The organism is Pseudomonas sp. 18058 (genome assembly GCF_902706155.1).
GTDB lineage: Bacteria > Pseudomonadota > Gammaproteobacteria > Pseudomonadales > Pseudomonadaceae > Aquipseudomonas > Aquipseudomonas rustica.
The window spans coordinates 66,712-90,136 of sequence record NZ_CACSJY010000014.1 but is presented as its reverse complement, the minus strand read 5'-3'; the positions used below and the strand labels follow the sequence as shown (position 1 = coordinate 90,136).

The 23,425-nt window shown below is 59.1% G+C and carries 27 protein-coding genes; 13 read left to right on the top strand and 14 right to left on the bottom strand.

Annotated elements, in window-relative coordinates; translation table 11 throughout:
* Positions 1 to 71: 71 nt before the first annotated feature.
* On the bottom strand, positions 72 to 1,289 hold the full coding sequence (gene alaC, locus GVL50_RS10310) for an alanine transaminase (RefSeq protein WP_159812781.1): 1,218 nt from the start codon (positions 1,287 to 1,289) through the stop codon (positions 72 to 74).
* A gap of 138 nt (positions 1,290 to 1,427) precedes the next feature.
* On the opposite strand from alaC, the gene GVL50_RS10305 reads away from it, so the two are divergent.
* From GVL50_RS10305 to GVL50_RS10295, 3 genes are all read left to right on the top strand, one after another.
* Complete coding sequence (locus GVL50_RS10305; RefSeq protein WP_159812779.1) at positions 1,428 to 2,090, top strand: LysE family translocator; 663 nt, start codon at positions 1,428 to 1,430, stop codon at positions 2,088 to 2,090.
* Between the two features lie 67 nt (positions 2,091 to 2,157).
* Entirely contained in the window at positions 2,158 to 2,652 is a 495-nt protein-coding gene (locus tag GVL50_RS10300) for a GyrI-like domain-containing protein (protein WP_053122959.1), read from the top strand.
* Positions 2,653 to 2,773: 121 nt separating this feature from the next.
* Positions 2,774 to 3,262: a GNAT family N-acetyltransferase gene (locus GVL50_RS10295; RefSeq protein WP_159812777.1), complete on the top strand. Its 489-nt coding sequence runs from the start codon at positions 2,774 to 2,776 to the stop codon at positions 3,260 to 3,262.
* Between the two features lie 274 nt (positions 3,263 to 3,536).
* Here the strand turns inward: GVL50_RS10295 and GVL50_RS10290 are convergent, their stop codons facing one another.
* The gene (locus tag GVL50_RS10290; RefSeq protein WP_159812775.1) at positions 3,537 to 4,022 is read right to left on the bottom strand and encodes an N-acetyltransferase; all 486 of its coding nucleotides are present in this window, start codon (positions 4,020 to 4,022) and stop codon (positions 3,537 to 3,539) included.
* 141 nt (positions 4,023 to 4,163) lie between these two features.
* On the opposite strand from GVL50_RS10290, the gene GVL50_RS10285 reads away from it, so the two are divergent.
* Genes GVL50_RS10285 through GVL50_RS10275 form a run of 3 tightly spaced genes read left to right on the top strand, consistent with a single transcriptional unit; the run spans position 4,164 to position 6,196 of the window.
* Entirely contained in the window at positions 4,164 to 4,589 is a 426-nt protein-coding gene (locus tag GVL50_RS10285) for a nuclear transport factor 2 family protein (protein WP_159812773.1), read from the top strand.
* Positions 4,590 to 4,629: 40 nt separating this feature from the next.
* Positions 4,630 to 4,974 (top strand): YciI family protein, encoded by a 345-nt coding sequence (locus tag GVL50_RS10280; protein ID WP_053122952.1) that lies wholly within the window; start codon positions 4,630 to 4,632, stop codon positions 4,972 to 4,974.
* Positions 4,967 to 6,196: an RNA polymerase sigma factor gene (locus tag GVL50_RS10275; protein WP_159812771.1), complete on the top strand. Its 1,230-nt coding sequence runs from the start codon at positions 4,967 to 4,969 to the stop codon at positions 6,194 to 6,196. Before GVL50_RS10280 ends, GVL50_RS10275 begins: the two co-directional genes overlap by 8 nt.
* A gap of 120 nt (positions 6,197 to 6,316) precedes the next feature.
* Here GVL50_RS10275 and GVL50_RS10270 read toward each other — a convergent pair whose 3' ends face one another.
* Entirely contained in the window at positions 6,317 to 7,042 is a 726-nt protein-coding gene (locus GVL50_RS10270) for an SDR family oxidoreductase (protein ID WP_159812770.1), read from the bottom strand.
* A 111-nt stretch (positions 7,043 to 7,153) separates the two neighbouring features.
* Between GVL50_RS10270 and GVL50_RS10265 the strand changes: the two genes are divergently transcribed.
* On the top strand, positions 7,154 to 7,990 hold the full coding sequence (locus GVL50_RS10265) for a LysR family transcriptional regulator (RefSeq protein ID WP_159812768.1): 837 nt from the start codon (positions 7,154 to 7,156) through the stop codon (positions 7,988 to 7,990).
* A 120-nt stretch (positions 7,991 to 8,110) separates the two neighbouring features.
* Here the strand turns inward: GVL50_RS10265 and GVL50_RS10260 are convergent, their stop codons facing one another.
* Complete coding sequence (locus tag GVL50_RS10260) at positions 8,111 to 8,965, bottom strand: LysR family transcriptional regulator (protein WP_159812766.1); 855 nt, start codon at positions 8,963 to 8,965, stop codon at positions 8,111 to 8,113.
* 89 nt (positions 8,966 to 9,054) lie between these two features.
* On the opposite strand from GVL50_RS10260, the gene GVL50_RS10255 reads away from it, so the two are divergent.
* Positions 9,055 to 9,492 carry a multidrug/biocide efflux PACE transporter gene (locus tag GVL50_RS10255; RefSeq protein WP_159812764.1) on the top strand — a complete coding sequence of 146 codons (438 nt, stop codon included), beginning with the start codon at positions 9,055 to 9,057 and terminating at the stop codon, positions 9,490 to 9,492.
* 117 nt (positions 9,493 to 9,609) lie between these two features.
* Here the strand turns inward: GVL50_RS10255 and GVL50_RS10250 are convergent, their stop codons facing one another.
* Positions 9,610 to 10,368 (bottom strand): SDR family NAD(P)-dependent oxidoreductase, encoded by a 759-nt coding sequence (locus GVL50_RS10250; RefSeq protein ID WP_159812762.1) that lies wholly within the window; start codon positions 10,366 to 10,368, stop codon positions 9,610 to 9,612.
* A gap of 121 nt (positions 10,369 to 10,489) precedes the next feature.
* Between GVL50_RS10250 and GVL50_RS10245 the strand changes: the two genes are divergently transcribed.
* Positions 10,490 to 11,386 (top strand): LysR family transcriptional regulator, encoded by an 897-nt coding sequence (locus GVL50_RS10245; protein WP_159812760.1) that lies wholly within the window; start codon positions 10,490 to 10,492, stop codon positions 11,384 to 11,386.
* Positions 11,387 to 11,530: 144 nt separating this feature from the next.
* Here GVL50_RS10245 and GVL50_RS10240 read toward each other — a convergent pair whose 3' ends face one another.
* On the bottom strand, positions 11,531 to 13,144 hold the full coding sequence (locus GVL50_RS10240) for an inorganic phosphate transporter (RefSeq protein ID WP_159812758.1): 1,614 nt from the start codon (positions 13,142 to 13,144) through the stop codon (positions 11,531 to 11,533).
* A 251-nt stretch (positions 13,145 to 13,395) separates the two neighbouring features.
* Complete coding sequence (locus GVL50_RS10235; protein ID WP_159812757.1) at positions 13,396 to 14,418, bottom strand: transporter; 1,023 nt, start codon at positions 14,416 to 14,418, stop codon at positions 13,396 to 13,398.
* 207 nt (positions 14,419 to 14,625) lie between these two features.
* Between GVL50_RS10235 and GVL50_RS10230 the strand changes: the two genes are divergently transcribed.
* Positions 14,626 to 15,066 (top strand): hypothetical protein, encoded by a 441-nt coding sequence (locus GVL50_RS10230; RefSeq protein ID WP_159812755.1) that lies wholly within the window; start codon positions 14,626 to 14,628, stop codon positions 15,064 to 15,066.
* Positions 15,067 to 15,270: 204 nt separating this feature from the next.
* Here the strand turns inward: GVL50_RS10230 and GVL50_RS10225 are convergent, their stop codons facing one another.
* Positions 15,271 to 15,576 (bottom strand): PepSY domain-containing protein, encoded by a 306-nt coding sequence (locus GVL50_RS10225; protein WP_159812753.1) that lies wholly within the window; start codon positions 15,574 to 15,576, stop codon positions 15,271 to 15,273.
* Positions 15,577 to 15,732: 156 nt separating this feature from the next.
* Positions 15,733 to 16,860, bottom strand: coding sequence for a glycerophosphodiester phosphodiesterase (locus tag GVL50_RS10220; RefSeq protein ID WP_159812751.1), 1,128 nt, complete (start codon positions 16,858 to 16,860; stop codon positions 15,733 to 15,735).
* 220 nt (positions 16,861 to 17,080) lie between these two features.
* Here GVL50_RS10220 and GVL50_RS10215 point away from each other — a divergent pair, with 220 nt between their 5' ends.
* Positions 17,081 to 17,407 (top strand): DUF2025 family protein, encoded by a 327-nt coding sequence (locus GVL50_RS10215; RefSeq protein ID WP_159812749.1) that lies wholly within the window; start codon positions 17,081 to 17,083, stop codon positions 17,405 to 17,407.
* A gap of 127 nt (positions 17,408 to 17,534) precedes the next feature.
* Here GVL50_RS10215 and GVL50_RS10210 read toward each other — a convergent pair whose 3' ends face one another.
* Both GVL50_RS10210 and GVL50_RS10205 read right to left on the bottom strand, forming a co-directional pair.
* Entirely contained in the window at positions 17,535 to 17,840 is a 306-nt protein-coding gene (locus tag GVL50_RS10210; RefSeq protein WP_159812747.1) for an antibiotic biosynthesis monooxygenase, read from the bottom strand.
* Positions 17,837 to 18,538, bottom strand: a complete 702-nt coding sequence (locus tag GVL50_RS10205) for a CTP synthase (protein WP_159812745.1) — start codon at positions 18,536 to 18,538, stop codon at positions 17,837 to 17,839. Before GVL50_RS10205 ends, GVL50_RS10210 begins: the two co-directional genes overlap by 4 nt.
* 228 nt (positions 18,539 to 18,766) lie before the next feature.
* Here GVL50_RS10205 and GVL50_RS10200 point away from each other — a divergent pair, with 228 nt between their 5' ends.
* Positions 18,767 to 19,645 (top strand): LysR substrate-binding domain-containing protein, encoded by an 879-nt coding sequence (locus tag GVL50_RS10200; RefSeq protein WP_053122921.1) that lies wholly within the window; start codon positions 18,767 to 18,769, stop codon positions 19,643 to 19,645.
* Here the strand turns inward: GVL50_RS10200 and GVL50_RS10195 are convergent, their stop codons facing one another.
* The 3 genes from GVL50_RS10195 to GVL50_RS10185 all read right to left on the bottom strand — a co-directional run bounded on the left by GVL50_RS10195 (position 19,646) and on the right by GVL50_RS10185 (position 22,167).
* Complete coding sequence (locus GVL50_RS10195) at positions 19,646 to 20,179, bottom strand: DUF1003 domain-containing protein (RefSeq protein WP_159812743.1); 534 nt, start codon at positions 20,177 to 20,179, stop codon at positions 19,646 to 19,648.
* 166 nt (positions 20,180 to 20,345) lie between these two features.
* Complete coding sequence (locus tag GVL50_RS10190) at positions 20,346 to 21,401, bottom strand: diguanylate cyclase (protein WP_159812742.1); 1,056 nt, start codon at positions 21,399 to 21,401, stop codon at positions 20,346 to 20,348.
* A 157-nt stretch (positions 21,402 to 21,558) separates the two neighbouring features.
* Positions 21,559 to 22,167: a TetR/AcrR family transcriptional regulator gene (locus tag GVL50_RS10185; protein ID WP_159812741.1), complete on the bottom strand. Its 609-nt coding sequence runs from the start codon at positions 22,165 to 22,167 to the stop codon at positions 21,559 to 21,561.
* Positions 22,168 to 22,381: 214 nt separating this feature from the next.
* Between GVL50_RS10185 and GVL50_RS10180 the strand changes: the two genes are divergently transcribed.
* Positions 22,382 to 23,425, top strand: coding sequence for an MBL fold metallo-hydrolase (locus GVL50_RS10180; RefSeq protein WP_159812739.1), 1,044 nt, complete (start codon positions 22,382 to 22,384; stop codon positions 23,423 to 23,425).

Below are 23,425 nucleotides of genomic sequence, written 5' to 3'. Positions count from 1 at the left end.
TCTGCGTCCGCTTTGGGACGCGGAGCGCCCCGGGCTGCATTCCCACGCGGAGCGTGGGAACGATCAGTGCGTCAGGCGGAGGTTTTCGGGGCCAGGCCATCGGCACGGAACATCCCGCGAATGCCGCGTACAGCCTGACGAATGCGGTCCTGGTTTTCGATCAGCGCAAAGCGCACGTGATCGTCGCCATACTCACCAAACCCCACCCCCGGCGAGACGCAAACCTTCGCTTCAGCCAGCAGTTTCTTGGCGAATTCCAGCGAACCCAGATGCGCATATGCCTCGGGAATCTTCGCCCAGACATACATCGACGCCTTCGGATTCTCGACCATCCAGCCCAGTTCATGCAGGCCTTTCACCAACACGTTACGACGCTGACGATACTGCTCGGCGATGTCGCGCACACACTGCTGATCACCTTCCAGCGCCGCGATCGCCGCGACTTGCAGCGGGGTGAACGTGCCGTAGTCGTGGTAGCTCTTGATCCGCGCCAAGGCGTTAACCAGTTCCGGATTGCCGACCATGAAACCAATGCGCCAGCCCGCCATGTTGTAGCTCTTGGACAGGGTGAAAAACTCCACCGCGATGTCCTTGGCGCCCGGCACTTGCATGATCGACGGGGCTTTCCAGCCGTCGTAGACGATGTCGGCGTAGGCCAGATCGTGAATCACCAGCACATCGTATTGCTTGGCGAGGGCGATCACCCGTTCGAAGAAATCCAGCTCCACGCACTGCGCGGTCGGGTTCGACGGGAAGCCGAGGATCATCATTTTCGGCTTCGGAATCGAGCCGCGAATCGCTCGTTCCAGCTCATCGAAGAAGTCCACACCCGGCACCAGCGGCACCGAACGCACTTGGGCACCGGCAATCACTGCACCGTAAATATGAATCGGGTAGCTCGGGTTCGGCACCAGTACGGTGTCGCCCTGATCGAGGGTCGCCAGCATCAAATGCGCGAGGCCTTCCTTGGAACCGATGGTGACAATGGCTTCGCTTTCCGGGTCGATATCGACTTCGTAGCGTTGCTTGTACCAGTTGGAAATCGCCCGGCGCAGGCGCGGAATGCCCTTGGACGTCGAGTAACCGTGGGTGTCTTCGCGTTGGGCCACTTGTACGAGTTTTTCGACAATGTGCGGCGGCGTGGCCCCGTCGGGGTTGCCCATGCTCAAGTCGATGATGTCTTCACCACGACGACGCGCGGCCATCTTCAGCTCGGCGGTGATGTTGAAAACGTAAGGGGGGAGTCGATCTATGCGCGCAAAGCGGCGCGGCGAACCTTGTTCGGCCATTGTTGCCTCGGATAACGTAAGCGCCCGGAACCGTCCGAGCGACGCTGGTCACTGCGGTGACCTGTGGCGGAAGATAAGGTCAGTGATGGCATACTGTCCAGCCCGTTTGTTAACAAATTTTTCCAAGGAAAATGGTTGATGGAATTCACCAGCGGCTTCTTGCTGAGCCTTTCGCTGTGCCTGGATATCGGCGTGGCCAACATCGCAATGATCACATTGGCGATGCAGCGCGGTTACTTTCAAGGCTTCGCGCTGGGCCTTGGCACCTGCGTCGGCGACTTGATTTATGCGGTGCTGGCGCTGGCCGGGATGACAGTTCTGCTGCAATACGAAAGCGTGCGCTGGGTGCTGTGGATCGGCGGTTCGGCGCTGCTGATCTACTTTGCGGCGAAGATGATTTACTCGGCGATCCATCACGAAGCGCTGCTGGCCGAGACGGCGGAGGTGGGGCAGAACTCCCATCGCAAGGAATTCTTTCGTGGGATTTTTCTCGCCATGTCGTCGCCGAGCGCGATTCTTTGGTTCGCTGCGGTGGGCGGCACGCTGATCGCCCGCTCCGGTGGCGGTGGCCCGGTGAGTTCGGCGCTGTTCCTCGGTGGTTTCCTCTGCGCCGGGCTGCTCTGGTCGGCCGGTTTGTGCTTTGCTGCCAGCCACGGTGGCAAGCTGTTGGGTGATAAGCTTTTGCGCTATTCATACATAGCATCTGCAGCGATCTTCTGCTATTTCGCAGTCTACGTGATCGTATCCGGCTACAACGAATTCGTCGGTTCCGGTGCCGTCGAGCAGTTGCATTCGCTGTAACCGTGCGAAACGGGTTTGGCTTTCTATACTCCCAGCCGAACCCCTTTTTTGTGCCAGGAGTCGAGTCATGGATGAGCAAACACGCGTCGAAGTGGCTGAACCTCGCTTCGAACATGGACACTTCCTGCTGATTGCAGGATTTGGCGATCGATTTACCCAAGACACCGCCAAGGACATCCCGGCGCTGTGGGAGAAATTCCTGCCGCACCTGGGACGAATTCCCGGGCAAAAAGGCGAAGTGACCTACGGCGTGTGCTGCAATTTTGACGGCAAGGGCGGCTTCGATTACATCGCCGGCGTGGAAATCACCAAGCTCGACGAACTGCCGCAGGACGTCTATCGCTGGGTCGAAGTGCTGCCCCGTCAATACGCGGTGTTCGAACACAAAGGGCCGCTCGATCAGTTGCCGCAAACTCTGCAATACATCTACAAAACCTGGTTGCCGACCTCTCACTACGTCGAGCTGAATGCCCCGGAACTGGAGCGTTACAGCGCCGATTTCAACCCGCGCCTGCACACCGGCAAACTGGAAATCTGTGTGCCGGTCGATACCAAGGCCTGAGCCGACAGTGATGAGGCGGATCAAAGGATCCGCCTCATGCGTTTGCGCCGTGTGCGGATCGATATGCCCCCGCGATTCCTTTATGCTTTCAGCACTTTCTTCTGCTGATTTCCGAGCCGCCATGAACACCGTCATCCGCAACGTCACCGCCGTCGACCTGGATCGCTGCTACGCCATCGAAACCGTTGCCTACGAAGGCGACGAAGCCGCCACCCGCGAGAAAATCGCCACACGCATCGCCACCTGGCCGGAAGGCTTTGTCGTGGCGGAAGTGGATGGCGTGGTGGCGGGTTTCGTCAATTCGGGCGCGGCGTTTGATGTGCAGATGTCGGATGAGGCGTTCAAAGAGTTGATCGGCCATGACCCGAAAGGGCCGAACGTGGTGATCATGTCGGTGGTGGTGCACCCGGATTATCAGGGGCAAGGGTTGGCAAAGCGTTTGATGGCTGCATTTATCGAGCGCATGCGCGGGATGGACAAGGCGACGATTCATTTGATGTGCAAGGAAAAGCATATTCCGCTGTACGCCGGGTTTGGCTTTGCCTACATCAAACCGTCGGAGTCGGATCACGGCGGGATGGCGTGGCACGAGATGATCCTGACCCTCTGACAACACCGCAAAACCCATGATCGTTACCACGCTGATCGTTCCCACGCTCTGCGTGGGAATGCCTCCCGTGATGCTCTGCGTCACGACTTTGGGACGCAGAGCGTCCCCGGCTGCATGCCCACGCAGAGCGTGGGAACGATCATCAAAAACCGCTTGTGGGAGCAGTGGTGTGTTCAGGCCATGTGTCAGAAAGGGCGGTCTGCTTGCGCACCGCCCGCTCGTGCGGCAGTCAGTAAATCGCTTCCAGCGCTTCGACTGAGTCGATCATCCTTACTTAGAAAACCAGCCCCATGCGCCGTTCGTAACCGATCCGGCCCTTGTACGCTTCGCCGCTGTCGACGTAGCCGTGCTTGGCGTACAGCGCAATCGCCGCGTCGTTATCCGCGTCCACCGACAACTCCAGCCCTTTGATCTCCGGCCAAGCCTGACGCGCGACCTCGGGCAGCGCTTGCAGACACGCCTTGCCATAACCCTTGCCCTGCGCGCGGCGATCAACCTGCAACGCATGCAAGGTGGCGCTGTGTTCATCGGCCCAGGCCGGCAACACGGGCGGGCGCTTGAGCAGCAGAAACGCCACCGGCACTTCATCCGCCAGCAAGGCAAAACCCTTCACGCCGGGGCCTGGTTTCGACAACAAGGTGTGCAACGCACCGTGAATATCGCCGGAGAACTTGATCTGCTCGGCATGGATTTCAATCGCCTCGACTTGCTGACGCTGCAAAGCATTCAGGCTGTCGTACGGCACGAGTTGGGCTGACACGGGAATTTCCTTTTTCCTACAAAGATAAGCCTCGGATTCTAGCGATTTTGGCCTCAGTGGAAATTTTTTGTTTCGCCTGTCGATCTGCCGATCCACCAAGCGACTAAGGGTGTCTTCACAACAAAAACCACGGAGAACACCATGAGCGCACAAAGTGATATCCAGACCCTGATCAACACCTACCGCGACGCCGTGATGAAAAAGGACGTAGAGAAAGTCATGGCGCTGTACGCCGACGACATCGTCTCGTTCGACGCGATCAAGGCCCTGCAATTCAAGGGCAAACCGGCGTACCGCGAACACTGGGTCGCGTGCATGGAAATGTGCCCCGGCCCGCACATTTTCGAATTCAATGAAATCGCCATCGAAACCGCCGACAACATCGCCTTCGCCCACTGGGTGGCTAACTGCGGCGGCACCAATGAAAAAGGCGAAACCCAGAGCTGCTGGATGCGCGTCACCGCCTGCTATCGGCAGATCGGCGGGGCGTGGAAAATCGCTCACGAACACTGGTCGGCGCCGTTCGATCCGATGAGCGGCGCGACCCTGTTCGATGTGCAACCCTGATCTTCAGCCATAGTTGATCCGTCCGCTTCAGGAGAACGCCATGAAGTATTTATGCTTGGTCTACAGCGATGAGCGCTTGCTGCATTCATCGCCCGACAGCCCGGAAGACGCCGAATGCTGGGCCTACGCCGAGTCGATTCAGGGCAGCGGGCGAATGGTTGCCGCCGAGGCCTTGGAGTCAGTGCAGACCGCCACCACGGTGCGTATGCGCAACGGCAAAGTGTCGATCACCGATGGCCCGTTCGCGGAAACCAAGGAGCAACTGGCCGGTTTCTACCTGATCGACGCCAAGGATCTCAACGAAGCGATTCAGGTCGCCGGCAACATTCCGGCGGCGCGGGTCGGCAGCGTTGAAGTGCGCCCGGTACGGCAGTTGAATGTCTGAGGTTCGGGCGCGGGTCGAGCAGGTCTATCGCGAAGACTCGCGGCGGATTCTGGCGACGCTGATTCGCCTGCTGGGTGATTTCGACCTCGCCGAAGAAGCCTTGCACGAAGCGTTCTTCGTCGCCGTCGAACGCTGGCAGCGCGACGGCGTGCCGGAAAATCCGCGCACCTGGCTGGTCTCGACCGGGCGCTTCAAGGCGATTGATGTATTGCGCCGCCGCGCCCGGTTCAAAGCCTCACAGCCGATGTTGCTGGCGCAACTAGAAGAACTCGAACAGGCCGACTGGAGTGGCGAAGACGTGGAAGATGATCGTCTGCGGCTGATCTTCACCTGTTGTCACCCGGCGCTGGCGGCGGATGCGCAAGTGCCGCTGACCTTGCGCGAAGTCTGCGACCTGACCACCGAAGAAATCGCCCGCGCATTTCTCTCGGCGCCGGCGGCGATTGCCCAACGCATCGTGCGGGCGAAAGCCAAGATCCGTGACGCGAAAATCCCTTATCAAGTGCCGAGCCTGAGCGAATTGCCCGAGCGCCTCGACAGCGTGTTGCGGGTGATTTATCTGGTGTTCAACGAAGGCTATTCGGCGTCGGTCGGCGCTGAACTGACCCGCGAAGATCTGACGCGTGAGGCGATCAGGTTGGGGCGGTTGTTGATGGAATTGCTGCCGGAGCCGGAAGTAATGGGGCTGCTGGCGATGATGCTGTTGCACGAATCACGACGCTCGGCGCGCACCTCGCCGAGTGGTGAACTGGTGCTGCTGGATGATCAGGATCGCGCGTTGTGGGATGCCGGGTTGATCGCTGAAGGTTGCGCGCTGGTCGAGCGCGCGCTGACCACGCGACGGTTTGGGCCTTATTGTTTGCAGGCAGCGATTGCGGCGGTGCATGCCGAGGCGCCGACGGCGGCGGAGACGGATTGGGAGCAAATCGTTGGTTTGTATGACGTGCTGTTGCGGGCGGTGCCTTCGCCGGTGATCGAGTTGAATCGAGCGGTGGCGGTGGCCAAGCGCGATGGGGCGTTGGCGGGGTTGCAGTTGATTGAAGGGATTTTGGCGCGGGGCGAGTTGCAGGATTATCACTTGGCGCATTCGGCGCGGGCGGAGTTTTGTCGGCAGTTGGGGCGGGTGGAAGAGGCGCGGGAGGCGTATTTGCGGGCTCTGGAGTTGACGCGGCAGGAGCCGGAGCGGAGGTTTATCGAGGGGCGGCTTGGTGAACTGGGTTGAGCTGAAATCTTCACTGGCACTGCCGGCCTCTTCGCGAGCAAGCCCGCTCCCACAGTTGATTGCGTTCCAAATGTGGGAGCGGGCTTGCTCGCGAAGGGGCCATTAAGGCCAACCAATAAATCAGGCCTGCTGCCGGGTCGCGGCCATCACTATCTCGCGAATACACACCCCCTGCGGCTGCCCATACGCATACTCAATCGCCGTCGCCACATCTTCAGCACTCAACACCGTGCCGCCCATGTCCTGTTTCCAAGCCTGATACCCAGTCTTGATCGCCTCATCCGTGGTGTGGCTCAGCAACTCAGTTTCAACCGCCCCCGGCGCAATCGTCGTCACACGCACATTGTGCGGCGCCAGCTCCTCGCGCAGATTCTCCGACAACCCATGCACCGCAAACTTGGTGCCGACATACGCGACATGGTTCGGGAACGTCTTGCGCCCGGCCACCGAACTGACGTTGATAATCGTCCCGTGCTTACGCTCGATCATCCCGGCCACCACTGCGTGTACACCGTTGAGCAGACCCTTCACATTGACGTCGAGCATCTGATCCCACTGCGCCGGATCCTGCTCGCTCATTGCGCCCAGCAACATGACGCCAGCGTTGTTGATCAACGCATCTGCCGGGCCGAATTGCGCTTCGGCTTCAACCACCGCCGCGAGCAGTGCGCTGCGATCGGTGATGTCGACTTTGCGGCTCAGGCTGTGCGGCAGCGCCAACGCTTCAAGGCGTTCATCGCGACGCGCGAGCAACAGCAGCGGATGGCCGGCCGCGCTCAAACGACGGGCGGTGGCTTCGCCGATGCCCGAACTGGCACCGGTGATGATGATCAATGGCTTGCTCATGGGTGAACTCCTGAAATAAGTATTTCAAATGACTGAACGATGGGCGCAGTATATTTAGCGCCGTTGCGGCTGAAAAATGCCTTATTCCTCTGTCTGCTATCGGAATCTCCTATGGATATCCGTCATCTCAAAGCCTTCCTCGCCGTGTTCGAAGAACGCAACATCACCGCCGCCGCGCAGCGCCTGTTTATCAGCCAGCCAACGCTGTCGGTGACGATCAAACAGTTGGAGGAAGAGCTCGGCGCGACGTTATTCGTGCGCCAGCCGCGCGGTGTCGAAGTCAGTGATGAAGCGCGGTTGCTGTATCCGCAAGCGCGGCGAATGGTCGCCGACGCCGAGGCGCTGAGCCGAATGTTTCGCGGCCGCGAAAACCGTGCGCCGCTGACCCTCGGCATCGAGGGCGACATCGCTGCCAGCCACATCGAAGCCTTTGTACGCATGGCGCATCTGGCATTGCCGAATCTGTTGCTGACGATGGAGGAGGGCTGTCAGGGTGATGGACGCTTGGCGGTCGAAGAGATGTGTTGCGAGGACGAATTGTTCCTGCCGCTGTGGGAAGAATCCTATGTGATGGCGCTGCCGTTGAATCATCCAATGGCGGCGGTGCAAGCGAATTGGGTGCCGATTGAGGATTGGATTACCTGTCCGCAGCATCCGTCGCATCAGCGCTTGATGGCGTTGTACGGGCGTTCGCCGGAAGCGGTGGCGGGGCATGCCGGCTCGTTGCAACAGGCGTTGCACATGGTGGCGGCGGGAGTTGGCGTGGCGATGTTGCCGCAGTCATTGGTGACCGGACATGCGCGGGTGGTGGTGCGCCCGTTGCACCTGCCGGCACCGACGCGAAGGGTGGGGTTGTGTTATGCGGCGCAGGCGCTGGAGCTGCCGGCAATGCGTGGGTTGCATGAGTATTTTTTGTTGAATCGACCGGTGATGATTGAGGCTGCTTGATTGGGTGTCTGGGGTGACGCCTTCGCGAGCAAGCCCGCTCCCACAGTGTCCGAGTCGCATACAAAATCAATGAACACCTCGATACCTGTGGGAGCGGGCTTGCTCGCGAATGGGGCACCGCTATTCCAGCATCTTGTTAAGCAACCAGCTCCCCGCCGGCCCCGGCGGATACAGCCGCGACCACAGTGCATCGACAAACACCGGTTTCGGCCAGCCACGCACTTTCAACTCCACCAGCAAATCATTGCCAAACCGTTGCGCCAGCCAACGCGGCAACGGCGCCCAGCCAAAACCCTTTTCGGCCATTTCCAGCAACATCAAATAACTCGGCGCCGACCACACCCGGCCTTTGCCACGACTGTCATAGGGATTAACGATGGTCGCCAGGCGCAGCTCGCGATGCAGCTCCAAGGTGTGCTGATCAATGTGCTCAAGCGTCGCCAACGGATGATCGCGATTGACGAACAGAGCGATTTCCGTGCGTTCGGCCACGGTCGAGGTCACCAGATCTGGCGGATAATTCTCCTGCATCTCCGCAAAGGCCAGATGCGCACGACCGCGTTGCACCAGTTCAATCAAGTCATCGCATTCGGCGATCAAACATTCCAGCTCCAGATCCGGATAACGCTGCTCAAACCCAACCAGCGCCGCTTCAAAACGATAGGACTGATACGTGTCGGAAATCGCCACGGTCAGCTTCGGCTCGACACCCTGGGACAACTGCCGCGCGGTCATTTCCAGACGACTGGTCGCCGCCAGAATCGCCTCCGCTCGTTGCAACATCACATGGCCCGCGGGGGTGAGCGTCGGTTTTCGGCTGCTGCGATCAAACAGCACCAGATCCAGATCGATCTCAAGGCTGGCCACTGCCGCGCTGATGGTCGACTGGCTGCGCCCGAGTTTGCGCGCCGCCGCCGAAAACGAACCTTGGGTCGCCGCTTGCACAAACGCCAACAGCACTTCTTGCGAGGCCATGAACTATCGCCTTGATCGATGGTTATTGGTTATGAAGTATCGGTGTGAGGGTAGATCATGGCAACCATCTTCACTCAAGGAGTCAGGCAATGACTGCCCCTAAATCCATCACTGAACGTATTTTCCAGGCCGTTGGTTTCGAACTGCTGGCCATTCTGATCTGCACGCCGCTGCTGGCGTGGTTGATGAAAAAACCGATGCTTGAGATGGGCGCGGTGACGGTGTTAATCGCGATGCTGGCGCTGGGCTGGAACGTGGTGTTCAACCGCTACTTCGACCGGGTACTGGCGCGGATGAATGTTGCGCATAACGCCTGGGTGCGGGTGGTGCATGCGCTGCTGTTCGAGGGTGGTTTGATCGTGATGGGCGTGCCGCTGATTGCGTGGTGGTTGTCGGTGAGTCTGTGGCAGGCGTGTTTGCTGGATATCGGCGTGCTGCTGTTCTTCCTGCCGTACACCTATGTGTATCACTGGGCGTACGACGTGCTGCGCGAACGCTTCATGACCCGTGGCGTTTGCCAAGGCTAACTCGATCCTCGTGTAGGAGCTGCCGAAGGCTGCGATCTTTTGATCTTGATTTAAAGGGCAAAATCAAAAGATCGCAGCCTTCGGCAGTTCCTACAGAGGTAGGTGTTTTCAGGGACGTTAGAGGAACATCCCGCCGGAGGCTTCAACCCGCTGGCCATTGATCCATTGCGCACCCGGCGACAGCAACAACGCCAGCGCCCCGCCAATATCATCCGGCTGACCGGCGCGTCCCAGCGCGGTGTTGTCCGCGACCATCGCATTCACCGCCGCATTATCGCGAACCGTCCCGCCACCAAAGTCAGTTTCAATCGCGCCTGGCGCCAACGTGTTCACGGCAATCTGCCGCGCGCCCAGCTCTTTCGCCTGATAACGAGTCAGCACTTCAATCGCGCCTTTCATCGCCGCATAAGCACTGGCGCCCGGAATGGTGAAACGCGCGAGGCCGCTGGAGATATTGATGATGCGTCCGCCGTCGTTAATCAGCGGCAAGAGTTGCTGAGTCAGGAAGAACGGCCCTTTGAAATGCACGTTCATCAGCATGTCGAATTGCTCAACCGTGGTCTCGGCGAAGCTCACGTGCAAACCGACCCCGGCGTTGTTGATCAGGAAATCAAAACGCTCACATTCAAATTGTTCGCGCAGCGCTTGCTCAACCTTCGCGCCGAACCCGGCAAAGCTGTCGCTGCGACCGACGTCCAGTTGCAGCATCACCGCTTTGGCGCCGAGTTTTTCCAGCTCCACGACCAGCGCCTGCGCTTCATCCGCGCGGCTGTGATAAGTGCCGATGATGTCGACGCCTTGGGCAGCAAGGTGCAGGGCGGCGTTTTTGCCGAGGCCACGACTGGCGCCGGTGATCAATGCGATTTTGCGGTTCATGGGACTTCCTCGATGCTGGTGAGTGGTGATGGGACTCAGTTTATTTGTCCGCCAATAGGTGATAAACAGACTGAAATCGGAATCACTGATCGGCTCAGCCGAACAATCGTCAGGTGCTTACATGAACAAACTGGAACTGCTGCGCACCTTCGTCCGGGTCAGCGAACTGTCGAGTTTCACCCTCGCCGGCGAGAGCCTCGGCCTGCCGCGCTCTACCGTGTCCGAACACGTGCAGGCACTCGAAACACTGCTCGGCACGCGCCTGTTGCAGCGCACCACGCGCAAAGTGCAGGCGACGCAGGACGGTTTGGTGCTGTACGAGCGCAGCAAGGATCTGCTTTCGCACATGGACGAGATTGAAGGGTTGTTCCGCCAGGATGAGGCCTCGCTGACCGGGCGCATTCGGGTCGACATGCCAAACATTCTGTCGCGACGTCTGGTCATGCCGCTGTTGCCTGAGTTCATGGATCGTCATCCGAATCTCGAACTGGAAATCAGCAGCACCGACCGCCGCGTCGATCTGCTCAGCGAGGGTTTTGATTGTGTGGTGCGCATTGGCGCGCAGCCGGATCAATCGGTGGTCGTGCGGCATTTGGGCGATTTTTCGATGATCAACTGCGCGAGCCCGGCTTACCTTGAACGCTATGGTGTGCCGCAGACGCTGGAGGATCTGGCGCAGCATCGGCTGGTGCATTACGTCGGCGTAATGGGTTCGCGTTCGGAAGGGTTTGTGTACGAGGAGGGTGGTGAGGTTAAGCGTTTGCCGATGGCGGGCAGTGTGACGGTCAACAGCACGGATGCTTATGAGTCGGCGTGTCTGGGCGGGTTCGGTTTGACCCAAGTGCCACACTCGGGCATGAAGCCGCATTTGGATAACGGCGAACTGGTGACGGTGTTGCCGCAGTTTACGGCGCCGTCGATGGCGATTTCGTTGTTGTATGCCAGGCAGCGACATTTGCCGTTGCGCGTGCGGGTGTTCATGGATTGGCTCGGCGATGTGATCCGCTCAACCCTCTAACCCACACCTTGCACTCAAACCTCACTGGATCTCTATCTGAAACGGCTACCTGTAGGAGCTGCCGCAGGCTGCGATCTTTTGATCTTTAAAAACAGGATCAAAAGATCGCAGCCTTCGGCAGCTCCTACAGGGAATTGTTGTGGGTCAGAAGATTTGGGTGAACAGCCAGTAGAGGCTGCCCGACAGCAGGATCGCCGCCGGCAACGTCAGCACCCACGCCATCAGCAAATTGCGGATGGTCTTCATCTGCAACCCGCCACCGTTGGCAACCATCGTCCCCGCCACACCCGACGACAACACATGCGTCGTCGACACCGGCAAACCAAACATATCCGCCGCGCCAATGGTCAGCATCGCCACGGTTTCCGCCGACGCACCCTGGGCATACGTCAGGTGCGTCTTGCCGATTTTCTCACCCACCGTCACCACAATCCGCTTCCAGCCAACCATGGTGCCAAGCCCCAGTGCGATGGCCACGGCGATCTTCACCCACAGCGGAATAAACCGCGTGGCGTTGTCGATCTGTTGCTTGAACAGTTGCAGTTTGCTGCTGGTGTCGGCGTCGAAATTGCCGACCTTGTTCTTGTCCATCAGGCGAATACTTTCGCTGGCCAAGTACATGTCGTTACGCACGTTGCCCATGGCTTCGGCCGGGACTTTCGCCAGCGAACCGTAGCCCCGGACTTCTTCGCCAATGTGCCCGGTGAGGGCGGCGAGGGCGGGGATCAGTTGCGGCGTGGCTTCCTTGCTGCGCACGTAATCGGAAAGGATTGGACGCGGATCAGCCGGCGCCGGCTGCGGCGCACTTTTTACCAACGCTTGCTGGGTGACTTGCGCCACAGCGGCGAACTGCAGCGATTGTTCCTCGGGCATGGTGCGGTTCAAGGCGTACGCCATCGGCAGCGTGCCGACCAGAATCAACATGATCAGGCCCATGCCTTTCTGGCCGTCGTTGGAGCCGTGAGCGAAGGACACGCCGGTGCACGTGGCGATCAGCAAACCGCGAATCCACCAGGGCGGCGGCGCGTTGCCTTCCGGTGCCTTGTACAGCGAACGATTCTTCACGAACGCGCGCAGCGCCAGCAGCAACAGCGCCGCGCAACCGAAACCCACCAGCGGTGAGAGCAGCAGCGCGTAACCAATCTTGGTCGCCTGCGCCCAATCGACACCGCTGGTGCCGTCGCGGCCGTGCATCAAGGCATTGGCCACGCCGACGCCGATGATCGAACCGATCAGCGTGTGTGACGAAGAAGCCGGCAAACCCAGCCACCAAGTGCCGAGGTTCCACAGGATCGCGGCGATCAGCAGGGCGAAGATCATCGCGAAACCGGCCGACGAACCGACCTGCAAAATCAACTCAACCGGCAGCAACGCGATGATGCCGAACGCCACCGCGCCGCTCGAAAGCAGCACACCGAGAAAGTTGAAAAAACCCGACCAGACCACCGCGACATTCGGCGGCAGCGAGTGGGTGTAGATCACCGTAGCAACGGCGTTGGCGGTGTCATGGAAACCGTTGACGAACTCGAAGCCCAGCGCAATCAGCAGCGCCACGCCGAGCAGCAGGAACGGCGTCCACGTCGTGACAACCGTGCCGAGTTCGTGCATGTCGTGCATCAGGCTGTAGGCGGTGAACAGCATGCCCATCGCCAACACGGCGAAAAAGATCACGTAGGTGAACGGGCTGGTTTTCTTGTCGAGGACGGGCCTGCCGCTGGGGGCGGATGTGTGGCTGGCGGTCAGGGAGGGAGTAGCCATGAGCGGACAATCCTCAGCGAGGGAAGGAATGTCGCCCATGATCATTGCAGAATGTTACAGAGAGACTGCGGCAGATCAGTATTTGCTCTATTAGCCCCGACCACTGATCTGAAGAACGATGCAGATCCCCTGTGGGAGGGGGCTTGCTCGCGAAAGCGGTGTGTCATCCAAAATGATTGTGTCTGACACACTGCCTTCGCGAGCAAGCCCGCTCCCACTAAGGATCTGTGGTGGACACAGAAAAGAGGAGCTCAGTAATCACCTCTTTTACGAAACGCCCACCGCCCCGCAATCACGGTAAACGTCGCCACCAGCGCCACCAATATCCAGAACCCTTCCGGATCCTGCGACAGTGGCACGCCGCCCACATTCATCCCGAAAAAACCGGCAATGATGTTGATCGGCAACGCCAGCACCGTTACCACGGTCAGGGTAAACAGCGTGCGGTTGCTCTGTTCGTTGAGGTTGGCGGCGATCTCTTCCTGGAGCAATTTGATCCGCTCACCCAGCGCCGTGAGGTCGTTAATAATCAACGCAAACTCTTCAGTGGATTTGCGCAGCTCCTTGACGTCCTCCTTCTGCAACCACGGCGGCGGCCGATTGAGCAGGCGCAACAGCGAACCCGGTTCCAGCGCCAACAGCCGTTGCAGCCGCACCAGCACCCGTCGATTGGCACCCAGTTCCGCACGGTTGGTCGACAGCTTTGAGGAGAGCAATTCATCCTCGACCTGATCCACACTCATACTGGTTTTGCGCACGATTTGCGTCAGCACCTCACCCTGATCCCGCAGTAAATGCACGAGCAATTCCGACGGCGAACGAAAGCGCTCGCCGGCCTTTACCGACGAACGCAATTTATCCACCGAGTGCAGCGGTTGCAGGCGCGCGCTGACGATCAATTTGCTGCGCACGCAGACCCACAATGTCGACACGTCCGACGACACCATGCTGCTGAGGTTGAACACCACATCGTTGACCACCGCCAGCAACGCCGAATCGACATGCTCGATGCGCGTCGACCGCGAGCCTTCATGCAACGCCTCGAAAAACTCTTCAGGCAATTGCAGATGACTCTTCATCCAGCGCTCGCACGCGGCGTGCGCCAAATTCAGGTGCAGCCAGAGGAATTCGCCGCCGTCGCTGTCGTCCTGCAAACAGCGTAATGCCGTCGCCGAATCCACTTCGCGGCCACGTTCGCCGGGCAGAAAACGAAAACCGTAGAGCAGGCCAAACAGATCGGGATCGCGATGACTGATGTCGAGGCTGTGGTTCATGGCGGCTCGCTGCGAGGAGGGCGTCTGGCGTGGGGTTTACAGATTCACCTGCTCGGCATCTTCGCAATCGTGCGTGACGGTTTTGTGACCGCTCGATGACGGGGTGACATGTACCGATTTCGATACCGTGTGGGTACACAGTCGATCTCAATTCATCGCGACCCTGGTCGATGACCGGTTATCTATCACCGGCATTGGAGTATTTCCATGGTCAGCATCAGCTCTGTTTCGATCAATCAGACTGTCACTACGTCCACCAGTAAAACCACGATCAACGACGTTGGCGACGACACCACCACCGCCGCGACGGCAACTGCGAGTGCATCCGGCGATGCGCCGAAAGCGGCGGGCGGCACGGCACCGGCGGGGGATAGCAGTTCCAGCAGCAGTGAAGAATCGGATTCGGTGAAGGAGCTGCGCAAGCAGATTGCCGAGCTGCAAAAGCAATTGCAGCAACAGCAGCAGGCACTGCAAGCGGCGCAGGCGAAGCAGGAAAGCGCGGATGCCAAAGCGGCGGACGTGGCGGCAGCGCAGGCGCAGATCACCACGACTTCGGCTTCGTTGCAGACGGCTACGGCGTCGTTGTTGCAGGCGTTGCAGGATTCGGGGTCGAGTACGTCGGGGGCGTTGGTCAGCACTTCGGCCTAAACATAATTTCAGGTCTTACTCGATCAACTGTGGGAGCGGGCTTGCTCGCGAAAGCGATATGTCAGTCGACATCAATGTGGCTGAACCAACGCTTTCGTGAGCAAGCCCACTCCCACAGTGGATCGGGGGCGCATACGTATTTTGTGGCGGATATGAAAAAGCCGCACGATCTTTCAATCGTGCGGCTTTCGCTAGTGCGCTATATCAGTGGTCTTGCTTGTTGCTCAGCACTTTACCGGTAGTGGCGTCGAAGTCGACATCCCACTCAGTGCCATCGGCCAGGCGCAGTTCAACTTCATACTCATAACCATTGAAGTGGTTATCCAGATCGGTGTCAGTGATGGTCGCACCCGGGTGCAGTTTCAACGCTTCAGCGTTCATCGATTCCAGCGACTTGATCTTGCCTTCCTTCACCAACTGAGGGATCTGGTCGACGCGAACATCAGCTTGGGCCAGGCCAGCGGTCAGGGTCAGAGCAGCGGCAGTAAACAGGGCAGTCAAAGTTTTCATCGGTTCAATCCTTTAGTGGTGTGTCTAATTGGGTGAGCTGTTTAAGTGAGTTCAGGTTAACCAGCGCAACTTAACTCACCCTTAAAAACTTGCACCGCCAACAAACAGCTCTTACAGGAGCGCGCCTGCTCGCGATGCAGACAACTCGATCGCCAATCAATAACCGTTGTTCTTCAACACCTGATCAACACTGCCGGCCGCCGGACGCTTATAGAACTTCAACAGTTCGCTGGCGCGGTTGGTGAAGATGCCGTCGACACCCGCCGCCATCACTTTCTCGAAATCCACCGGCTCATCGACGGTGTAAACGTGAACGAGCATGCCTTGATCGTGGGTGTACTTATTCATCCACGGTTGCACCAGATCCGAATAGCTTTGATCGCCGCTGTTGGTCAACTTCGCGGAAGGGCCGGTGCCGATTGCACCTTGCGCCTTGGCATAGTCGACCCACTGCTTGAACTCGGCTTCGGACTTCGGCTCCTGTTTGCCGTAGAAAACGTTTTTGTCCTTCTCGCCCGACTCGGCAAAGGTCACTTTCGACTTCGGTTCGATGCTGCCTTCGCCGACCCACAACAGCAGGATTTTCGGCACTTGCGGCATTTCTTTTTCCAGCAGTTCGAGGCTGTTTTTCTCGAACGTCTGCAGGATCACTTTGCCTTTACCCTGACCCACGCCCAACGGGCTCTTCGCCAGTTTCGAACCGGCCGGGCTCAGCCAGCCGCGATCCTGCAGTTTTTCCTTAAGGTCATGTTCGATGCCCGGGAACAACTGCGGCTCTTTGGTTTCGATGTAAAGGCCTGGTTTGTGGTGCGGGTTGGCCTGGGCGATGTTGATGATTTCGTCCAGGGTCAGAATTTTCAGCCCGGCATAAGAAGGACGCGCGCGCTCCGGGTACTTGGCGTTGAACCAGCTGCCGGCGTCGAGGGTTTTCAGTTCGGCCATGGTGAAGGCGTTGGCCGGGCTGTCCTTGCGATCCGGGAACTTGCTCGCGACGTCGGTGGTGCGCTGCAGGTTGTTGTCGTGCAGGGCGAACAGCACGCCATCCTTGCTGCGCTGCAAATCCATTTCCAGATAATCAGCGCCGAGATCGCGGGCCAGTGCATAGGAGGCGGCGGTGGATTCCGGTGCATCGAAGGACGCGCCACGGTGAGCGATCACCGCCGGGTGCGGAATGCCATGCGCCCCGGCCACGGCGTCGGGATTGCTCTGGCTGGCGGCGTGCGCCTGACCGAATCCGAGCAACAGGCTCAGCATGAGGGCGCTTTTGGTGAAAGTGGCGGGCATGTTCGAGATCCTTTCGCGGGTCTGTTTCAAAGACGTACCTTTTAACAACTGAATCGATTGCGTGCTATCGCCAGACCGACATAAATGTATTAAAACCGAATTTTCCTACAATTCTGCTCGCCAACTGCAGTACGCTTGCCCTCGGCAGACGCCCCGGCAGAGGGCGCGCCACTCGATCACCTTGCGTGTAAACCATCGATCACTTTTCGTGAGGTTTACCATGCGCATCACCTCCCAACTCATCTGCCAGGCTGCCGACGACCTCAAGGGTTTTGTTGGCCTCAATCGTAAAACCGGTCAATACATCGTGCGTTTCAGCGAAGATTCGTTCGGCATGGACGTCGCCGATGACGGCATTATTCCGACCAGCGAATTTGTCTGGGCGCCGGCGACCGAGCAGACCATGACGCTTAAACGTGAGTTGATTCAGTTGCTGCTGGATCAGCATATCGATGAGCGGATCAACATTACCGAGCCGTTGCGGGTGTATATGCAGAAGGTTGAAGTGCCGGAGATTGTGGCGGTGCGCAGCTTGGTGCGTGGTTGAGATTTTGCGGTGACTGAGAGGGCCTCTTCGCGAGCAAGCTCGGCTCCTACAAGGATTGGTGGCGCTCGCAAATCTTTTGTAGGAGCCGAGCTTGCTCGCGAAGGCGGCCTAGACTGCGCCGCCACCCTCACTGCCCAAACCGATACTCCCGCTCAACCCTGCAAACCCGCGTATGAAACTTCGAATACCAAATCGATCGCCCACGCTCCTGAATCACCCGATGCTCAGGATTCTGCCGCCACGCAAGAATCGCCGCCTCACTCTCCCAATACGACACGGTAATGCCTACACCATCCGCCCCACGAACCGACTCCACACCGAGATACCCCGGTTGCATATTCACCAGTTCTTCCATGCGCTCGGCGGCTGCGGCATAACCGTTATCACCCTCAGTGCGCGTCGAGGTGAAGATCACCGCAAAACACGAGGTCATTGCTGTGCCTCCACGCAAGCTTCGACAAACGCCCGCACCAGGGGCGGGATTTTGCCTTTGAGCGCTGCGCGTTCCGGCTGGAACAACGTCGCGACGAAGAACCGATGATCCTTGAGCTCGATCGCACGTAAATCCCCCACCGAATCATGCCCTGTGGCGTGTAGGCCATTGCTCAGAAGCTCACCCTCGAACTGCGGATTCACACCGTAGCGGCAGCGATAGCCTTCCTGGATTTCCGACGTTTCGTACGCCTTCGCGATCAACGAACCGGATACCAGATGAATGCTGTCCACCGCTTCGACCAGTGAACAGGTCAACGGCGTGAGCAAAGCACGTTCGGATTCGGGCGAGGTTTCGCCATGCTCGGCATCGGCCCAGCCCAACACGTTGCGGGAAAATTCCAGCACAGCATGTTGAAAGCCGCCGCAGGTGCCGAGGAAAGGGCGCTGCTGCTCGCGGGCAAAACGAATGGCGCGCAGAGCGCCGGCTTCGCTTTTGTAAGGGCTGGCAGGGACGCACCAGATGCCATCGAAACGATCCAGCCCGGTATCGGCATAGATCTCGTCGGTGGCCAGCCATTCGAAATGCACGGGGCGGGCGAGGTGTTCAGCAATCAGCCCAAGGGCGACGGGGATGGCCTGATGGGCCGTCACCTGCGGGTCGTAATCGCCGATGAGGGCGATGGAAACAGCGTCCATGTAAATTCCTTTTTGAATAGATCGATGAACCCCTGTGGCGAGGGGATTTATCCCCGTTGGGCGGCGAAGCGGCCCCAAGATTTCAAGAGCGACGACTGCTTCGCAGCCGAACGGAGATAAATCCCCTCACCACAAATTTTCGCATTTGCTTTGAAGAGGGTGTGATTGCCCGCTAACGCCACTCACTATAGATTGGCGCTCACGCACTCAATATTGGCGTTTCCCCAAGTGATCAATGCAGCGGCGCACTATCAGCTCGACTACCCCGATCTGGCCCTGATCCTCGCTCTAACGCGCGCCGGCTCTCTGGCCCGCGCATCTCAGCTGTTAAAAGTAGACGTCTCTACCGTGTTTCGCGCCGTGCGCCGTCTCGAAGCCGCACTCGGTCAGCAACTCTTCGAAAAAAGCCGCGCCGGTTACCTGCCGACCACCCTCGCACAGAACCTCGCCGAGCAGGCCGAACGCGCCGAGCAGGCCCTCGAAGCGGCACGCATTGGCGTGGAGCAGGGCGGTGAAGTGATCAGCGGCACGGTGCGTCTGACCTGCACCGACTCGGTACTGCAAGGCCTGCTGCTGCCGGCGCTGGCGCAGTTCATGCCCAACTACCCGGCGCTGACCATCGAACTGAGCACCTCCAACGACTTCGCCAACCTCAGCCGCCGCGATGCCGACATTGCCCTGCGTCTCACGCGCACACCGCCGGAGCACTTGGTCGGACGGCAACTGGCGAAGATTTCCTACAGGGTCTGTGCCAGTCCGCGCTATCTGCAGAACGTCGATCCTACAGATCTGGCCGCGCTGACCTGGATCGCCCCGGATGACTTTCTGCCCGATCACCCGACCATCGCCTGGCGCCGTCAGCACTTGCCCGGCGTGGTGCCGGGTTATCGCTGCAACAGCATGCTCTCGGTTACGGAGTTGGTACGCGCCGGGCTCGGTGTGGCGGCATTGCCGGATTTTCTGATGGGCGATGACCTGCAAGCCTTGAGCGAACCGTTGCACGGTTACGACACCGCGCTGTGGCTGCTGACCCGTCCGGATTGCCGGGCGTTGCGCTCGGTGGTCACGCTGTTCGATGAACTTGGGCGGGCGCTGCGTCTGCCGTGATCAGCGCTGCGCAGACTGGCGCATGTGATCGTGCATCTCGCTGGTGAGACTTTCGATGCGCTCGGTCAGGCTTTTGGTCATTTCAGTGAGGCGGGTGTTTTGCTCCAGCAATTCCAGTAACTGCGCAGTGTTCTGTGCCGCTTGAGCCTGGCGCTCAGTGTTAGCTCGCGCGAGGTCTTCACGGTGCTGGGCATCGGCGTCGGATTGCGCCTTGTCGCGCGCGGCCTGGCGGGTTTGCGCGAGCAGAATCAGCGGCGCGGCGTAGGCCGATTGCAGGCTGAACGCGAGGTTGAGCAGGATGAACGGGTAAACGTCGAACGTGGTCACGCCGAAAACGTTGAGGCAGACCCACAGCAACACGATCAGGGTTTGCGCGCCGAGAAATGTCGGCGTGCCGAAGAACCGCGCAAAGACCTCGGCGCGCAAGGCGAAGGTGTCGTTGCCGAACGTGGTGGCGAGGTGGGCGTGAGGGCGGTGGAAGCGCAGGTGATCGGTGGGGTCGGTGGTGGGTTTTTCCGATGGGGCAGGGGTCATGATGGGCTCGGCGGGGTTGGGTGGCTGTGCATCACTATAGTCTTGCGTTGTGGCTGCCGGCCTCTTCGCGAGCAAGCCCGCTCCCACAGTTTGACCGAGTTTCGTCAGTAGGAATGCGGTTCAAATGTGGGAGCGGGCTTGCTCGCGAAGGCGGCGCCACGCTCACTCAAACTCTCGCGTCATGCGCCAATGCGACACTGATCGTATTGCGCCCCGTATGTTTCGCCGTATACAACGCCTTGTCCGCATCCTCCAGCCAATCCACCGCGTCCTTATACCCGGCCTGATAGCGCGCCAGGCCAATACTCAAACTCACCCGCAAATCCGGCACATCCGGATGGCGATACTGCTCCAGTGCCTCGCGCAACTTCTCCATCAACACCTCGGCTTTGGCCAATGGCAACGTCGGCAGAATCACGCAAAACTCATCACCGCCATAACGCCCGGCCAACTCGTATTCATCGAGCACACGCTTGAGCTCCTGACTCAATTGACGCAGCGCGGCATCGCCAACGATGTGCCCATAACTGTCGTTGATCACCTTGAAATGATCGATGTCGATCAACGCCAATGTGGCCTGCGTGTTGTGCTGACGGCACTGCTGAAACTTCAGATGCAGCAGGTCTTTCCAGGCGCCGTGATTGAGCAGGCCTGTCAGGCTGTCGGTACGGCTGAGCGCGCTCAACGCACGTTTATGCTGGGACAGTTTGATCGCCAGTCGATAACAGACCATGCCCAACGCCAGCGGATACAAGGTGAGCATCGGCAGGCAGGCCCAGACTTGCGCCTGTGTCATCGTCAGACTGAATTTGAAACCGAAGATCGACCAGCCCAGCAACACGCCGACGAGTTGGGCGAGGGCGCCAAACACGAACAAACGCTGGCCACCGGCCGCCACGTTGTTCATGGTCATCATCGACAGAATGGTCACGGTCGCCAGCGGATTGAACTGAAAACTCGCCGCCCAGAACCCGCCGCACAGCGAGTCATAAAGCATGTTGCGGCGCTCGGCCTGATAGGGGAACGCAGAGCGCGTGGAGATCTGATACGCCAGATGCGGCCAGGCAAAGCCGTTAAACAGCAACAGTGCCCAGATCCAGCCCGGCATGTTCAGCGGATACAGCGCGGCGCCGACACAGAAAAACCCGACGCCCAGACCGATGATCCGGGGCAGGTAAATACGTCTGGCGAATGACAAGCCTTTGCCGCGATTGTTTTCCATGGTGTCCTGCGCGAGATTCGTCCTGAAATACTTTGCAGTATATTTCCTCAGGTCGACCGTCTGTCGGTCGATTGTCGGACATTGTCATTTATTCCAACGGGAATGATCAGTGTCCTTCCGAGCCATTAATCGATGGCTCACGCAGGAGAGCGGCGACTTAGAGCTGATAACAGCCGAGAAACATGTCCAGAGCCGATTCAACGACGGTGTTCTGCATCTCGGCATCCAGCGGCGGTTGGCCCATGGAAATCTGTGGCCAGAAGCCAAACGACTTCAGTAGGCCTTGCACCTGATGCGCGGCGAATTCCGGATCGACAGGCTTCAATCGACCGTCGGCCACCGCTGCACGAATCCACACCGTCAGGCCTTCTTCACGTTCGCCCATGCGCGCCACCATGTTCTGCGCACGCTCCGGGGAATGAATGGTGGCGGCAATCGCCACCCGCGCCAGGCCGAGGAAATTGTCGTCGGCCATCATCTGCAATTTGGCCAACAGCATCTGCCGCAGCTGCTCGCGCAAAGGCTTGTCGGCGCAATACGGTTCGCGCATTTCTGCGCTGATCCGCGCCCACAACTGATTCAGAATCTCGGCGAACAACTCTTCCTTGCTGGGGAAATGGTTGTACACCGTTCGCTTCGACACACCCGCCGTCGCGGCGATCTTATCCATGCTGGTGACCTCGAACCCGTTGGCACGAAATTCGGCAATCGCCGCCTGAATAATGGCTTCGCGTTTACGGTCGGTGAGGCGCTGTGGAGCTGTCATAAGTACGCTTCGGCAGGAAGTGAATGAAATTACACTCGGTAGTTTACTTGTCATCGTGTTTGATGCAACCTAGAAACTACACCGCTCAGTGTAATGTTGCGTTAATCCTCGCAACCTAAAAAAAGACAGTTCGGCCTGTGCGTGCAGCCTTGGCCATTTATCGTCCCACCGTGAAACGCCGTGAATTCCCCGGTTTTTCAGGAGTCATTCAGTCATGGCCAACCCAAATCCCGCTTCCACACCCGAAGCCTCACGTCAGGCTCAAGGGCTGTTCCGCAACCACGCGCCGGTGCAGCGCGAAGGCCTGCGCAAAATGTTGCGGATCATGTGGAACATGATCTTCCACAAACCCCGCGACACCCGGCCCGCCGCGCCGATCCCGGTGCAAGCGCTGACCCGCGAAGACCTGCTGGCCGCGCCGAACCACAGCGTCTATCGCCTCGGCCATTCGACCTTGCTGCTGAAACTGCGCGATAAATTCTGGATCACCGACCCGGTCTTTGCCGAGCGCGCCTCGCCCGTGCAATGGGCCGGCCCGAAACGTTTTCACCAGCCACCGATCAGCATCGATCAATTGCCGCCGATCGAAGCGGTGATCCTGTCGCACAACCACTACGACCACCTCGACTACCAAGCCGTACTCAAACTCGCCGACAAAACCAACTACTTCCTGACCCCGCTCGGCGTCGGCGACACCCTGATCAAATGGGGCATCGATGCCAGCAAAGTGCGCCAATACGACTGGTGGCAGGGCACCGAAATCGCCGGCATCCGATTCATCGCCACCCCGTCGCAACACTTCTCCGGTCGAGGCCTGTTCGACGGCAACAGCACACTGTGGGCGTCGTGGGTGATGATCGACGGCGACACGCGCATCTTCTTCAGCGGCGACAGCGGCTACTTCGACGGCTTCAAACGCATCGGCGAAGAATACGGCCCGTTCGACCTGACCCTGATGGAAACCGGCGCCTACAACGTCGAATGGCCACACGTGCACATGCAACCGGAACAAACCCTGCAAGCGCACATCGACCTCAAGGGCCGCTGGCTGTTTCCGATCCACAACGGCACGTTCGACCTGGCCATGCATGCGTGGCACGAACCGTTCGACCGAATCCTCGCGCTGGCGTGGGAGCGCAGTGTGACGATCACGACGCCGCAGATGGGCGAGGCGTTTAATCTGGCGCAACCGCAGCGGGGGAGTGCGTGGTGGTTGACGGTTGAAGGTGAGACTGAAGCAGCGGTGCAGGGCGCCTGA

What these genes read in the sequence shown, in the direction of transcription:
- GVL50_RS10205 (WP_159812745.1), bottom strand. Translation starts at nt 18,538, where the DNA reads ATGGACGCTGTTTCCATCGCCCTCATCGGCGATTACGACCCGCAGGTG.
- GVL50_RS10220 (WP_159812751.1), bottom strand. Translation starts at nt 16,860, where the DNA reads ATGCCCGCCACTTTCACCAAAAGCGCCCTCATGCTGAGCCTGTTGCTC.
- GVL50_RS10265 (WP_159812768.1), top strand. Translation starts at nt 7,154, where the DNA reads ATGGATATCCGTCATCTCAAAGCCTTCCTCGCCGTGTTCGAAGAACGC.
- GVL50_RS10195 (WP_159812743.1), bottom strand. Translation starts at nt 20,179, where the DNA reads ATGACCCCTGCCCCATCGGAAAAACCCACCACCGACCCCACCGATCAC.
- GVL50_RS10185 (WP_159812741.1), bottom strand. Translation starts at nt 22,167, where the DNA reads ATGACAGCTCCACAGCGCCTCACCGACCGTAAACGCGAAGCCATTATT.
- GVL50_RS10250 (WP_159812762.1), bottom strand. Translation starts at nt 10,368, where the DNA reads ATGAACCGCAAAATCGCATTGATCACCGGCGCCAGTCGTGGCCTCGGC.
- GVL50_RS10215 (WP_159812749.1), top strand. Translation starts at nt 17,081, where the DNA reads ATGCGCATCACCTCCCAACTCATCTGCCAGGCTGCCGACGACCTCAAG.
- GVL50_RS10280 (WP_053122952.1), top strand. Translation starts at nt 4,630, where the DNA reads ATGAAGTATTTATGCTTGGTCTACAGCGATGAGCGCTTGCTGCATTCA.
- GVL50_RS10295 (WP_159812777.1), top strand. Translation starts at nt 2,774, where the DNA reads ATGAACACCGTCATCCGCAACGTCACCGCCGTCGACCTGGATCGCTGC.
- GVL50_RS10180 (WP_159812739.1), top strand. Translation starts at nt 22,382, where the DNA reads ATGGCCAACCCAAATCCCGCTTCCACACCCGAAGCCTCACGTCAGGCT.
- GVL50_RS10300 (WP_053122959.1), top strand. Translation starts at nt 2,158, where the DNA reads ATGGATGAGCAAACACGCGTCGAAGTGGCTGAACCTCGCTTCGAACAT.
- GVL50_RS10255 (WP_159812764.1), top strand. Translation starts at nt 9,055, where the DNA reads ATGACTGCCCCTAAATCCATCACTGAACGTATTTTCCAGGCCGTTGGT.
- GVL50_RS10190 (WP_159812742.1), bottom strand. Translation starts at nt 21,401, where the DNA reads ATGGAAAACAATCGCGGCAAAGGCTTGTCATTCGCCAGACGTATTTAC.
- GVL50_RS10230 (WP_159812755.1), top strand. Translation starts at nt 14,626, where the DNA reads ATGGTCAGCATCAGCTCTGTTTCGATCAATCAGACTGTCACTACGTCC.
- alaC (WP_159812781.1), bottom strand. Translation starts at nt 1,289, where the DNA reads ATGGCCGAACAAGGTTCGCCGCGCCGCTTTGCGCGCATAGATCGACTC.
- GVL50_RS10305 (WP_159812779.1), top strand. Translation starts at nt 1,428, where the DNA reads ATGGAATTCACCAGCGGCTTCTTGCTGAGCCTTTCGCTGTGCCTGGAT.
- GVL50_RS10275 (WP_159812771.1), top strand. Translation starts at nt 4,967, where the DNA reads ATGTCTGAGGTTCGGGCGCGGGTCGAGCAGGTCTATCGCGAAGACTCG.
- GVL50_RS10235 (WP_159812757.1), bottom strand. Translation starts at nt 14,418, where the DNA reads ATGAACCACAGCCTCGACATCAGTCATCGCGATCCCGATCTGTTTGGC.
- GVL50_RS10285 (WP_159812773.1), top strand. Translation starts at nt 4,164, where the DNA reads ATGAGCGCACAAAGTGATATCCAGACCCTGATCAACACCTACCGCGAC.
- GVL50_RS10240 (WP_159812758.1), bottom strand. Translation starts at nt 13,144, where the DNA reads ATGGCTACTCCCTCCCTGACCGCCAGCCACACATCCGCCCCCAGCGGC.
- GVL50_RS10225 (WP_159812753.1), bottom strand. Translation starts at nt 15,576, where the DNA reads ATGAAAACTTTGACTGCCCTGTTTACTGCCGCTGCTCTGACCCTGACC.
- GVL50_RS10270 (WP_159812770.1), bottom strand. Translation starts at nt 7,042, where the DNA reads ATGAGCAAGCCATTGATCATCATCACCGGTGCCAGTTCGGGCATCGGC.
- GVL50_RS10210 (WP_159812747.1), bottom strand. Translation starts at nt 17,840, where the DNA reads ATGACCTCGTGTTTTGCGGTGATCTTCACCTCGACGCGCACTGAGGGT.
- GVL50_RS10260 (WP_159812766.1), bottom strand. Translation starts at nt 8,965, where the DNA reads ATGGCCTCGCAAGAAGTGCTGTTGGCGTTTGTGCAAGCGGCGACCCAA.
- GVL50_RS10245 (WP_159812760.1), top strand. Translation starts at nt 10,490, where the DNA reads ATGAACAAACTGGAACTGCTGCGCACCTTCGTCCGGGTCAGCGAACTG.